This is a genomic window from Microcoleus sp. PH2017_24_DOB_U_A (assembly GCF_020738205.1).
Lineage (GTDB): Bacteria > Cyanobacteriota > Cyanobacteriia > Cyanobacteriales > Microcoleaceae > Microcoleus.
On record NZ_JAEQCT010000029.1, the window covers coordinates 219198 to 232347 of the forward strand.

Here is a 13150-nt window from a genome sequence, read left to right on the forward strand (position 1 = left end):
GTGAGAGTAGAGGCATTTGTGAGCCAACAAGATATCTTAAATTTAGCAAAAGAAGGCGATGCCAGGGCGATCGCATTTCTGATCGGCCAAGCACTCCAAACCTTCGGCGTCACGGCTAAAGGCAGCTTGGAAAATAAAACCCTGCACCTCCTGCTGGAAGCAGAACAATTGCCCGCAGAAGAAGCCTGTCTCCGAGTCGCAATCAAAGGGTTGCAGCGACTGCAACCAAATAACATTTACGGATTAACAGTGTACGGGCGGCGCGAAGGCGAGCAATTGCCCGCTTGGACTCAGACGGTAGAATTAAAACAACGCTCCTCTTGTGCACCCGCAACCGCAGCCGCACCAGTGAGTGTAGCCACACCCGTAACCGTAACCGCACCAGTGAGTGTAGCCCCTGTCAAAATTCCTGTAGCTGTCGCCAGTGTACCCACTGCCCCAATTCCTGTAATTTTGCCCAAAATAGAAACACCTCAAAATATCACAACCCCACCCATTCAAATACCAGAAAAATCCCCCCGCAAATCCTATAGAATCCCAACTCCCAAAACCACAAACCAACGCCAACAAAAGCCATCACAGCCGCCAGATACAATCCCAACTCCCAAAGCCACAAACCAACGCCAACAACAGCCATCACCGCTACCAGATTTAGCCCGTCGTAAAACTAAAAAATCTTGGCTGTCAGTCGGTACTCTCAGCCTGATTTTCGTACCGATAGCAGGCTTTGTACTCGGTTCTCAATTCAATAAATCCTCAAGCACCGCTACAATTAACCATGTCATCTCAAAGCCTGCGGTACAAAAAGTAGGCGCGGCAAAGCCATCCCGCAAGGAATCTATCCTAGCGTCAGCATCCGCCGCCAAACCCGCATCGCAATCACCATCCCAGGCAGCAAAAATACCTGCAAATTTGCCCGCAACTGTCAGCATCAAAGCAGTTGGCGACATGATCCCCGGCACCAATTTCCCCTACAATAAACTCCCGGAAAATAAGGAGCGTTTATTTGAATCGGTAAAATCCTACCTACAAGGAGCCGATATTCTGTTTGGCAATTTTGAAAGCACGATGACCGATTATCCTTACAGTTCCAAAGGAGGCGGCGGAGGAATGCTGTTTGCCTTTAGGACGCCTCCGAGTTATGCCAAAATCTTCAAAGATGTTGGTTTTGACATCTTGAATATTGCCAACAATCACTCCTACGATTTTAACGAGCAGGGATTTAAGGACACGATCAAAAACATCGACAGCAACGGCATGAAGGCTGTTGGCAAAAGAGATCAAATTGTTTATCAAAATGTCAAGGGCGTCAATGTTGCTTTTATCGGTTTCAGCAACTACGGCGAAGTTCACAATTCCTTGCTGGAACTGAAAGCGGGGGCAGAAGTTGTCAAAAAAGCGAGGCAAAAGGCTGATATTGTAGTCATCTCAGTTCATGCTGGAGCTGAAGGAACCGGAGCTCAGAATGTGAACAATAGAAATGAGTTCTTTTACGGAGAAAACCGGGGAAATATGGTGTTGTTTTCGCGGACGATGATTGATGCGGGAGCAGATTTGATTTTGGGACACGGCCCCCACGTTACAAGAGCTTTGGAACTTTACAAAGGGAAATTGATCGCGTATTCCCTGGGCAATTTCATGGGTTATCGCACTTTGTCCACAGCCGGAGCACTGGGTCAATCTCTGATTTTGGATGTAAAAATGACTCCAAAAGGGGATTTTGTTTCTGGTAAGATTATCCCCATCGAACTTAGCAGCCAAGGTATTCCCTCAGTGGATGAAGATTTTCGGACTGTGGGGTTGATTCGCCGTTTGACAAAGAGCGATTTTCCTAATACTGGTTTGATGATTGATGACAAGGGACAAATTTTGAAGAAGAGTAAGTAATTATTGGGAATTGGGAATTGGGCATTGGCCAAACAGGTCATTGGGAATTAGTGAGTAGGGTGCGGATCCTTCACAAATTCCCAAAGAAGATAGACAATCTCATGGATCCGCACCACATAATATTCAGGTGCGGATCCTTCACAAATCTCTGCTGTTCTATCAAAAAATTCACAGCGACGCACCCTACAAAATGACTAATTACCAATCACCAATTACCAATTACTAATAACTAATAACTAATAACCAATAACCAATAACCAATAACTAATAACTACTCATAAACCATTGCTTTCAAAGCTTCTTTCATTTCCTGTGCTGTCGTCGTCGCCGTACCGAATTGACGCACGACAATGCTAGCGGCCAAATTGCCCAAAACTGCTGCTTCCCAACCGGATGCACCGACGCACAAAGCTAAAGTCATTGCTGCTACGACTGTATCTCCAGCACCAGTTACATCGAAGACATCAGTCTTGTTAAAAGGGGGAATATCCCAGCTTTGAATGGCAAATTCCCCGTTTTCACAAGTGGATGTTGGAGGGGGTGAATTTTTGATTGGTTCAACCTTCACCCTTTCAAACAAACTCATCCCTTCTTCGCCGCGAGTAATCAGGATTTTTTGAGCTTGAGTTAAGTTCAATAAATCGCGTCCTGCTTGCATTAAAGTTTCAGGGTTTTTGATAGCATATCCGACTGCTTGCTCGGCTTCCGGTAAGTTCGGAGTAAACAGCATCGCTCCAGAATATCGCTGCAAATTTGTTTGAGCGTCTACAATTGTTTTGCCGGGAACCACTGCCGATTCGATCGCCAAACGAGTCAAAACTCCGTCGCCGTAGTCGGAACAAACCACCGCATCGACTGTCGGAATTTGCTGCCGGATGTAGTCTGCTAATTGCAATTGCAAGTCTAAATCCGGCAACTCGTCAGATTTGCGATCGACTCGGACAATTTGTTGAGTCACCGACTGCCGCGCGTGCCCGGAAATGCGAGTTTTGGTAACGGTTGGACGCTGCGAATCGATTAAAATCCCAGCCGTATCAATTCCCGCCGCCTCAAAAATACCGCACAAAGCCTTTCCCTGGTCGTCTTTTCCTACCAAACCAGCAACTTTTACTTTGCCTCCCAGTTTGGCTAAATTGTAGACAGCATTTGCGCCACCTCCGGGTAATTGCCGAGTATTCTCGTAGCGCAAAATCAACACAGGTGCTTCGCGGGAAATTCGCTCTACTTGTCCGGTAAGAAACTCGTCCAAGGTCAAATCTCCGATCGCTAATACCTGGGCTCGATCGAAGCAGTCTAATCTTTTCAACAATTGCTCAGTTGAGGCACGCAGTTGAGGCAAAAAATCGGAATAGTCGTTAGTCATTAACCAAAAAAATGAGACTGAGGAGTTGATAGTTGAGCGTGGCACGAGCGGCAATTAAAAAATCTTAATAAAGATTAATAATTGATTTCCTCCCTGGTTTGATTTTTAACTTTTAATTGATTTTCCCACTGAGATTGTGAGAAATCGGTTGCAGGCGGTTGGCTATCGCGCGCGATCGACAAATTTAGCAAAAAAACTGCGGAGAGAAGGAACCCATTGAAATAAAGTGAGAAAGTTTCACCGTGTAGAAGTTTCCTTCTACATGAGTGTCTTCTGCACGAGTACCTGTAAAAGACCGCAGAATTATTTCGATTTCATCTGCTTGATGATCGTAATCACCTGAGTCATTTGTTTTTTGAGTGCATCAATTTCCGCTTGCATTTTCGCCATTTGCTTAGTCATCACCTGAATTTCGGCAGCACCGGCTCCAGAACTCGGTACAGCAGTGGCGGCGGCAGGGGCTTCTGGTACTGGTTTCTTTTTAGCCAGTACCATCGCCGATTTGATCGCCTCGGTTAGCTGCTTTTTCTCAAAAGGTTTAGCGATGAATGCAAAGAAATGCTTCTCGAAGGGTTTTGGAATTTTCTCCATCACCTCTTCTTCGCGCCCCGACATGATCACCAAAGGTATCTTGCAAAGCACCGGATGGGCTTGCACTTTTTGATACACTTCCCAACCACTGACTTTGGGCAGTAGGAAATCTAACATAATTAGATTCGGTCGGGCTTCACGGATCAGTTTGAGTCCTTCTTCGCCGTCTTTTGCTTCTAGAACTTCAAAGTTACCTTGAGGTAACATCTCTCGAACTCGAACGCGGATGACTTTACTGTCATCGATTACCAAGATTTTTTGACCAGCCACGACTGACTCCTTCAGTAATGAGTGTTGAGGGTCTCAGGGCCATTGAGAGCCACTGAGATTTTTTGAATAGATCGGAAACCAATTTCAAAGGCATTGTCAAGGTGCCTCGCTTTGGCTAAAAACAACTATCTTTCGATGCTGCAATCGCGCTTACGTTATCCTTTTCAAATGCTTTCTCGGTCTATCACTTTGGCCAGTTCGGTACGCTTCCCATCCTGCTGTTACTTGCTCTTTTTGTTTAACGCCCCAATGCGTTTACTAAGTGGCCGGAATTTCTCCGTACTAGGATAGTTCGTTACGCAGACAGATTTACTTACTTGCCTCTAGATTTTGACACTCTCCGACTATAGTGGAACGGAGATTCTTAAGAAACAGCCTGGCGATTGTTCTTAAAGGCGCTGTCAAATCGCCGCTACACGTTCAACCTCACTGACTTTCGCCACGATCGCCATGAGCATTACGTCTACTTTTTTGCTTTATGCTTTCGTTCGCACTTTTCAACACGAAGCCAGTTCGGTACGTTCCCCATCCTGCGTTGCTTGGCTGTGCTGCAAGTCTTTCCCAGTCTAAAATGCTGAGGGTGTCTTACTGCCTGGAATTTCACCGTTCTAGGAATGGTTCAGCAAGTTGATACGCCTACTTGTTTAGCACAATTCAATTCTAATCTAGAGTAATGGCAGCCTTCAAACGGCTGCTGCTGCGTTTCATCCCCGGCTTGAAAGACCGAGGTTTGCGCGTGATGCGCTATAGACTACATACCACGGGGACTAAAGTCCTCCGAGTCGCTTTCCTCTCAGGACTGAATGAAGTCTCTGAGTTTGCCGCTTCCCGTGTGGTCTTGTGATTTGCAATCTTTAGTATATCCCTAAGAGAATTCTACCTAGAATTCTGAACGAGTTTAGTTTAGCTGCAATTGATCCGGATTCTGATTTGGGGTTAGATTCCTACAAGTTGAGGGACTTTGATTTCGGATACGATCGCATATATTAACTCGATCGCCATGCAGGTTTTATGTCGCCCCAAACTCCTCAAACTCCTACTGTCAAAGCAACTGCCGCTCAAATGCGGAGCGAAATCGAGGCGATGCCGGATTGGCTGCGACGGCCGATTGGCAAAGCTAGCGAACTTTCCGCAGTGCAGAAAATTATCAAACAGCGGCAAATTCATACGATTTGCGAGGAAGGCAGATGTCCCAACCGGGGCGAGTGTTACGCCCAAAAAACGGCGACTTTTTTGTTGATGGGGCCGACTTGCACCCGTGCTTGTGCTTTTTGTCAAGTAGATAAAGGTCATTCTCCGATGCCCCTCGATCCCGAGGAACCGCAAAAGGTGGCCCAGGCGGTGCAATTGTTGGGTTTGCGCTATGCAGTGCTGACTTCGGTAGCGAGGGACGATTTGCCGGATGGAGGGGCGGGTTGGTTTGCGTTGACGATCGCCCAAATCCGGCACTTAAACCCCGATACTGAGGTTGAGGTACTAACGCCGGATTTTTGGGGAGGCATCGGTAGGGGCGGTGCCCCCGTGCCCGCCCCCGGGGAGAATTCCGGGCTTGATGAGTTGCAGCGGGAGCGGATTCGGACGGTGGTGGAGGCAAAACCGGCTTGTTACAACCACAATATTGAGACGGTGCGCCGGTTGCAAGGGCCGGTGCGGAGGGGGGCTAAGTACGATCGCTCGATCGACCTTCTGCGTATCGTCAAGGAATTTGACCCAACTATTCCCACCAAATCCGGTTTGATGTTGGGGCACGGGGAAACCGAGACCGAGATTGTGGAAGCGATGGCCGACTTGCGGGATGCCAAGTGCGATCGGCTCACCCTCGGTCAATACATGAGACCATCTCTAGAACACCTCCCAGTCCGCAAATACTGGACGCCAGCCGAATTTGACCGTTTCGGGTCGATCGCCCGCGAGATGGGGTTTGAGCGAGTGCGATCGGGGCCCCTAGTCCGCAGTTCCTACCACGCCGGAGAGAGCCATTGAAATCAATCTGAATTCAACTCGGTATCAAGTCCTAGTTACAAAAAATAACACTCTTAGATTGTGTCATGTGCGACGCTCTCTGCTATTTGTGAATACAGTGACTTGTGAATTAGGAGCTTGAATTATGGCAGACATAGCAAAGAACCAATTAAAATCCGACTCCGTGATGAAAACGGGCAAATTCCCTTACACCTTTCGCGCAGCCTGGTTTTTGGGTCTGTTAGGTATCAATTTGCTGGTTGCAGCCTATTATTTCCATATCATTGAATAGTTCTGCAAGTTGACTTTTAGCATACCCTGCTTTTGGGAACCTCAAAGTCGGAGAGGGGGAGAGGGAGAGGGGAAGAGTGGGAGAGTGGGAGAGTGGGAGAGTGGGAGAGTGGGAGACTTTTTCCTTCTTACTACTTACCTTTTCCTTCTTACTATTTCCCTCTTCCTTCTTACTATTTCCTTCTTCCTTCTTCCTGATGAATAATGACTAATGACTGCTGTTCGCGAGCGGGGACGCTCGCACTTCTGACTAATGACTAATGACTGCTGTTCGCGAGCGGGGACGCTCGCACTTCTGACTAATGACTAATGACTGCTGTTCGCGAGCGGGGACGATCGCACTTCTGACTAATGACTAATGACTGCTGTTCGCGAGCGGGGACGATGATGCTTCTAACTTAGACAACCGCTCTTGAATTTTGAGCACATCCTGCTTAGTTTCAATTGCCAAAGTTGCTAAATTGTCAAACATCGGATCTTCCGAAAGCATTCTAGGATTTGTCCGGCTCGAACTCGGACGGTTCGGAGACTGAGGCCGATTAACTCCAGAACCTTGAGACTGCAAACTGTTGATTTGTCCGCGGAGTTCAGCAATTTGACTTTCTAATTGAGTAATCCGAAACTCTAATTGACTGGTCAATTGAGCCGGGGTAAAAATTGGCGAAATAGTAATTGCTAACGCGCAAACAAGACACAAAAAACCGATTTTTATGGCGTCGCGATGGCGAATATTTTTCGGCATAGCTTTAATGATTTAAATCATAGCATTTATACTCTAACAAATCGCTGCTATTTTTGACCTCTATCAGAAGTATGTGTTATGCCAACTAGGAACGTAGTTATTTTCATGTTCGATGATGTCGAGGTACTGGACTTTGCCGGGCCTTTTGAAGTGTTTTCGGTGACATCAGAATTAAATAAGGATTCACGACCTTTTGCAGTCTCTACCGTAGCCGAAAATCCCGGTGCAGTAAGCGCCCGCAACGGTTTGAGCGTAAATCCCGATTGTACTTTTTCCGATTGTCCGCCACCCGATATTTTAATTGTACCGGGAGGACTAGGCACGAGAAAGTTAATCGATAATTCAGCCGTGATTAACTGGATAAAAGATTGTTCGCAAACAGCAGAATTAGTGCTTTCTGTCTGTACGGGTTCGCTGCTGTTGGCAAAAGCTGGCTTGTTGGAAGGTTTGGCCGCAACTACACACCATGGGGCATTGGATTTGTTGAGAGAATTAGCTCCGAATACAACTGTTGTTGAAAATCAGCGATTTGTCGATAACGGCAAAATCATTACATCCGGGGGAATTGCTGCGGGAATTGATATGTCTTTGCACGTTGTCGGCAAGCTTTTGGGAACAGCGCAAGCCGCACAAACAGCAGATCATATGGAATATACAATTAATAATTGATAATTGGGAATGGAGTATAAAAATTAGGTACGTTGTTGGGCTTTAGCCCTCTTTATATATACGTCGAAAGAGGGCTAAAGCCCAACAACGTACCTTTGTGTGTAGTTGGGCTTGAGCCTCCTTTATATATACGTCGAAAGAGGGCTAAAGCCCAACAACGTACCTTTGTGTGTAGTTGGGATGCGAACCCTCTTAATTTGACACTAATAGCTGTGTCCCTAGCTCATTAAGAATCTTCGCCCCAAACTCGAAGCTGAACATAAACTAATATCAAAGCTATCGCCATCAGAAAAGTTGCTGCTGCGGCTGCATAGCCAAAATCGAATTGGGAAAAAGCTTGCTCGTAAATATAATAAACTAGCAAATTAGTAGAGTTCAAAGGGCCGCCGCCGGTGATGACATAGACTTGCTCGAAACTGCGTAGAGTAAAAATAGCTGTAGTAATGGTAGCAAATACTAAAGTCGGCCGCAAACCGGGTAAAGTGATGTGCCAAAATTGCTGCCAACCATTAGCTCCATCCAATTCTGCTGCTTCGTAACGATTTACCGGAATTGCTTGCAATCCTGCTAAAAATACTACCATATTAAAGCCTAATTGTTTCCAAACAGTGAGCAGAATTATGACTGGCATTGCCCAAACTGTGCTGCTGAGCCAAGGAATTGGATTTAAGCCGATCGCCCTTAGCATATCATTCACCGGGCCTTCGGTCTGAAACAACCACCGCCAACCCAAGCCAACAGCCACTAGAGAGGTAATCGAAGGGATAAAATAAGCAGTGCGGAGAGCTCCTCGCCAAGCAAACGAGCGATTTAGCAAAACTGCCAAACCCAACGGAATTATTAAACTAGGAATGACTGTCGCGGTTGTAAAATAGATCGTGTTTTGGAGAACTTGCCAAAAATCCGGATTTGTGAGCAGGCGCGAGTAGTTATTGGCGCCAATCAAACGCACTCCCGACTGGGTAAAGCTGCCTCTGGTAAAGCTAAGGTAGAATAAATAGGCGATCGGCCCAATCAAAAAAGTACCCAGAAACAGTAAAGCCGGGGCCAGAAATGTCCAAGCTGCGATCGACTCATTGTCCAACCAGTTAAAACGCCCAGATTTTATCGGAACCATTGGCTTGTAAATTTTAGCTTTTAGTTTTAAATGGTATCACAATATAGCGCGTCTAAATGAATTGTACAACCGTCTTTAAGTGTCCGAAGAGAGGAACGAAGCAATCGCCAAGATTAAGATTGCTTCGTTCCTCTCTTCGGACAGGTAATATTTTTTTGTTTCACCTAAATTATACAATTGATTTAGACTCACAATATAGGTCAATGTCAAAATGAAATTGCTCGATATATTAGCAAATTTACCCATTATAGAAACTGAAAGGCTCCTGCTCCGAAAAATCACTTTAAATGATGCCAGCGATATGTTTGAGTATGCTTCCAACCCGGAAGTCTCCGAATACACAATGTGGTCAACCCACACCTCCATCGAAGACACTAAATACTTTCTTAAGTCTCTGACAAAAATGTACAAAAGAAAAGAGCTTGTAGATTGGGGAATTGTCCACAAAGCCGAGAAAAAGTTTATCGGGACTTGCGGATATGTGGAATGGAGCATGACGCACAGCCGCGCGGAAATTGGCTATGCACTTTCTGCGAGATATTGGAGAGAAGGATACATGAGCGAGGCTGTCAATGCAATTATTGAATTTGGCTTTCGGGAGATGTTGCTAAATCGAATTGTGGGTAGATGTGAAGTTAACAATATTGCTTCGGCGAGGGTGATGGAAAAAGTGGGGATGCAGTTGGAAGGGATTTTGCGACAGCAGCTATTTGTCAAGGGCAGATATTGGGATCTGAAAATTTATTCGCTTCTGAGGGAAGAGTTTTTTAATGGTATTGTTGTAGAATCTGATTGAATGTTTTTCAGGCTATTTAAACAGTTGACAGTTGACAGTTGACAGTTGATAACAATTTTTTATGAGGCTGCTCCCAAATCCGATCCCCCCCTAACCCCCCTTAATAAGGGGGGGGACAAGATTTTTCTCAAAGTCCCCCTTCTTAAGGGGGATTTAGGGGGATCCGATTCTATGCAACTTCACATTAAATTGGTATGACAGTTAACCAACAACCAACAACCAACAACCAACAACCAATAACCAATAACCAATAACCAATAACCAATAACCAATAACTTATGACGGTTAACCCAGTATCTACTAATTCCACTGCCAGCCTGATTTCTCCTGAGATTGGCTTTCCGGCGATCGATCCGACTCACCCACCGTTAAAACTAGGAGTTTTAGCCTCTGGTAGCGGTAGCAACTTCGAGGTAATTGCCGAAGCCATCCAACAGGGACAACTCAACGCTAAAATCCCAGTGTTAATTTACAACAATCCCGAAGCTAAAGCTGTCGCCAGAGCGGAAAAATACGGCATTCCCTCGATTTTGCTCAATCACCGCGATTGCAAAAGCCGCGAAGAATTAGATACAAAAATTGTTAAAACTTTTCAATCCCATGATGTAGAATGGGTGGTGATGGCGGGTTGGATGCGAATTGTTACCAAAGTTTTGCTTGATGCTTTTGCAGACAAAGTTATTAACATTCACCCCAGTTTGCTGCCGAGTTTCCCAGGCATTCGCGCCGTTGAGCAAGCACTCGCCGCTAAGGTGAAAATAACGGGATGTACGGTGCACATCGCTCATTTGGAAGTAGACAGCGGGCCGATTTTAATGCAGGCTGCGGTGCCGGTATTGCCTGATGATACGCCAGAAACGCTGCACGCGAGAATTCAGGTGCAAGAGCATAAAATTATGTTAGGCGCGATCGCACTTATTGCCGATCGACCTCCTGTTTAATGTCTGAATCTTGGCAGCAGACAATTATACCAAATTTCGCCACCGAGAGCAACCACCGAGGTTATGATTGTCCGTAATGTCGATCGCACTTTTCCGCAAATTGCGCGGTTATCATCGAAAACATTGTGACTAAAAACCCTACCAGTGCCGCATCTTCCCCAGAATTGCCTGTCAGCGACTCGCCCGAAACTGGCCCGCCGCTGACTGATTCTAATAGCCTGAAATTAATTCTCAAAGAAAGACTCAAAAAGAACATCGGCATCAAGGGAGAATTTTATCTACCTTGTTTGCCATCAATGCTAGACGACTATCTAAAATTACTCTCAGACTTCTTAAAAGTTCTCGGACAAAACCTCGACGCTGCCCAAACCGAAAATTTGCGAACATTAATCGCTAACGCCTTAACAGAAGGATTCAAAAATTCTCCCCACGCTAATCTCATCGTCTCATACTTTCCCGCCAATCCCCAAACTGGCTTAGGCGGCGGGATTACTCTGAATACCAAGATTCAAGTCGAATCGATGGCCCAGAAATATCATACCTGGCCGGATATTCGCCCCGAACCTTTATTTGGCAGCCATCCCGATGCTAAAGTCATGGCAATTGTCGCCGAATTAGGGGAAGCGGGTAAAGCAGCTATTTTAGATGTCGGTGCGGGCCCAGGGCGCAATAGTCTGCCTTTAGCTAGGTTAGGACATTCCGTGGATGCGATCGAGCTAACGCCGATATTTGCCGAAAAACTCTCAGCAGCAGCCACCGCCGAAAAGTTGCCGATTCATGTCATCCAAGGCGACGTTTTAGATCCTTTATTGAGGATGAAAACCTATCGGTACAAATTAGCGATTGCTACCGAAGTTCTCTCGCACTTCCGCTATCCCGAACAAATCCGCTTATTTCTCGGCAAAATGTCCGATGCTGTGTTAAGTGGCGGGTTTATCTTGTTCAGCACTTTCTTAGCTGTCGAGGGCTATGAACCAGATGAGATGGCAAAACAAATGTCAGAATTGTGTTGGTCTTATTTAATTACCAGACAAGAATTGGAAGCAGCTATCGAGGGTTTACCGTTAGAAATTATTGCCGATGAATCGGTGATTGAATACGAACAAAAACATTTGCCTGATTCTGCGTGGCCGCCGACGCCTTGGTTTGTCAGTTGGGCGAGTGGGCGCGATTTATTTCCGGTGCAAGAAACGCCGCCGTTGGAGTTGCGGTGGATACTGGTTAAACGCTTGTAGAGTGTGTTGTAATATCATGTCATCTCGCACAAACACAATCAAAAACGTTCGTAGTGAGGACTTTAGTCCGCATCAAATGAGAGAGGACTAAAGTCCTCACTACGAACCAATTTTACCTAACAGTAAAAATCTACTATTAAACCTCGGAGGCCCGCAATTGTCCGCAGGCGGCATCTGCTTCTAAACCACGAGAATATCGCACGCTAACTGCAATTTTCTTTTCCTTCAAAACCGTCACAAAATTGTTAATTCGATTGGGAGTTGGCCGCTGATATTCAGCTTCTTGAATCGGATTGTAAGGAATCAAATTGACGTGACACTGAAAGCCGCGCAACTGACTTGCTAACTCGGCGGCGTGTTCCGGTAAATCATTCACATTAGCTAAGAGTACGTATTCAAAGCTTAACCTACGTCCAGTCGATCGCACATATTCGCGGCATTCTGCCATTAACTCACCCAAAGGATAAGGGTGGGCGCTGGGAATCAACTCTTCGCGCAGTCTTTGATTGGAGGCGTGGAGGCTGACGGCGAGGGTAACTTGCAGTTGATGTTCAGCTAGTTGGGTGATGCGATTGCGGATTCCGACTGTGGAAATGGTGATGTTTCGCTGTCCAATTCCTACGTCTTGATTCAAACACTTGACAGCAGCTACGACATTATCGAAATTTAGCAGGGGTTCGCCCATCCCCATAAATACGATGTGGCTGACTCGGCGGCCGAAATCTTGCTGTACTGTCAAGACTTGATCGACGATTTCGTGTTTTTCTAAGTTGCGCTTGAAACCGCCTTTTCCCGTAGCGCAAAAGTCGCAGCCCATCGCACAGCCAACTTGGGCTGAGACGCACACTGTCAGCCGTTTTTCGGTGGGAATGCCGACGGTTTCAATGATTTGACCGTCTGCTAATTTTAGGAGATACTTTACGGTGGAGTCTGGTGCGACCGATCGCAAATGAATAGTCGATCGCCCGATCGGAATTTTAGCAACAGTCTCGCGCCATTGTTTCGAGAATACAGAAATGTCAGAGATCGATCGCGCCCCTTTCTCATAAATCCACTGATACAACTGTTTCCCGCGATAAGCCGGTTGTCCCTGCTGCTGTACCCACTCCGTTAACTCAGCCAAATTCGCGCCCAACAACGGCGGAATTTTACCAGACTCAACAGCCAAAGCATCAGTCTTGCGAGACTGATTCGCATCCCTGGAATTACCAGAAGAGTACACCTGAGAAACGGAAGTAGGAGACATAGGTCATCAGAAAATTTAAAACCACCCTCTATATTAAAAC

12 protein-coding genes are annotated in these 13150 nt (G+C 46.1%); 7 read left to right on the forward strand and 5 right to left on the reverse strand.

The features are described 5' to 3' along the window. The first annotated feature begins 18 nt into the window (after positions 1–18). The gene (locus tag JGK07_RS07625; RefSeq protein ID WP_293224239.1) at positions 19–1887 is read left to right on the forward strand and encodes a CapA family protein; all 1869 of its coding nucleotides are present in this window, start codon (positions 19–21) and stop codon (positions 1885–1887) included. A 271-nt stretch (positions 1888–2158) separates the two neighbouring features. Here the strand turns inward: JGK07_RS07625 and JGK07_RS07630 are convergent, their stop codons facing one another. Together JGK07_RS07630 and JGK07_RS07635 are read right to left on the reverse strand one after the other, a co-directional pair. After that, positions 2159–3250, reverse strand: a complete 1092-nt coding sequence (locus tag JGK07_RS07630; protein ID WP_293185051.1) for a PfkB family carbohydrate kinase — start codon at positions 3248–3250, stop codon at positions 2159–2161. A gap of 303 nt (positions 3251–3553) precedes the next feature. Beyond that, positions 3554–4111 (reverse strand): response regulator, encoded by a 558-nt coding sequence (locus JGK07_RS07635; protein ID WP_293185050.1) that lies wholly within the window; start codon positions 4109–4111, stop codon positions 3554–3556. A gap of 1011 nt (positions 4112–5122) precedes the next feature. Between JGK07_RS07635 and JGK07_RS07640 the strand changes: the two genes are divergently transcribed. Next, entirely contained in the window at positions 5123–6094 is a 972-nt protein-coding gene (locus tag JGK07_RS07640; RefSeq protein ID WP_293185049.1) for a lipoyl synthase, read from the forward strand. A 166-nt stretch (positions 6095–6260) separates the two neighbouring features. Further along, positions 6261–6365, forward strand: coding sequence for a photosystem I protein PsaX (gene psaX / locus JGK07_RS07645; protein WP_366934277.1), 105 nt, complete (start codon positions 6261–6263; stop codon positions 6363–6365). 354 nt (positions 6366–6719) lie between these two features. Here psaX and JGK07_RS07650 read toward each other — a convergent pair whose 3' ends face one another. Next, positions 6720–7106 (reverse strand): hypothetical protein, encoded by a 387-nt coding sequence (locus JGK07_RS07650; protein WP_293290803.1) that lies wholly within the window; start codon positions 7104–7106, stop codon positions 6720–6722. A gap of 78 nt (positions 7107–7184) precedes the next feature. Between JGK07_RS07650 and JGK07_RS07655 the strand changes: the two genes are divergently transcribed. Further along, positions 7185–7775, forward strand: a complete 591-nt coding sequence (locus tag JGK07_RS07655) for a DJ-1/PfpI family protein (RefSeq protein WP_293185044.1) — start codon at positions 7185–7187, stop codon at positions 7773–7775. A 226-nt stretch (positions 7776–8001) separates the two neighbouring features. Here JGK07_RS07655 and JGK07_RS07660 read toward each other — a convergent pair whose 3' ends face one another. Further along, positions 8002–8892, reverse strand: coding sequence for a carbohydrate ABC transporter permease (locus JGK07_RS07660; RefSeq protein WP_293185043.1), 891 nt, complete (start codon positions 8890–8892; stop codon positions 8002–8004). Between the two features lie 211 nt (positions 8893–9103). Between JGK07_RS07660 and JGK07_RS07665 the strand changes: the two genes are divergently transcribed. The 3 genes from JGK07_RS07665 (at position 9104) to JGK07_RS07675 (ending at position 11864) form a co-directional block, all read left to right on the forward strand. Further along, positions 9104–9688 (forward strand): GNAT family protein, encoded by a 585-nt coding sequence (locus JGK07_RS07665; protein WP_293190408.1) that lies wholly within the window; start codon positions 9104–9106, stop codon positions 9686–9688. 278 nt (positions 9689–9966) lie between these two features. After that, positions 9967–10629: a phosphoribosylglycinamide formyltransferase gene (purN, locus tag JGK07_RS07670; protein ID WP_293185039.1), complete on the forward strand. Its 663-nt coding sequence runs from the start codon at positions 9967–9969 to the stop codon at positions 10627–10629. Between the two features lie 125 nt (positions 10630–10754). Further along, entirely contained in the window at positions 10755–11864 is a 1110-nt protein-coding gene (locus tag JGK07_RS07675) for a bifunctional 2-polyprenyl-6-hydroxyphenol methylase/3-demethylubiquinol 3-O-methyltransferase UbiG (RefSeq protein WP_293241976.1), read from the forward strand. Between the two features lie 136 nt (positions 11865–12000). Here JGK07_RS07675 and rlmN read toward each other — a convergent pair whose 3' ends face one another. Further along, on the reverse strand, positions 12001–13110 hold the full coding sequence (rlmN, locus tag JGK07_RS07680; RefSeq protein WP_293185035.1) for a 23S rRNA (adenine(2503)-C(2))-methyltransferase RlmN: 1110 nt from the start codon (positions 13108–13110) through the stop codon (positions 12001–12003). Positions 13111–13150: the final 40 nt, after the last annotated feature.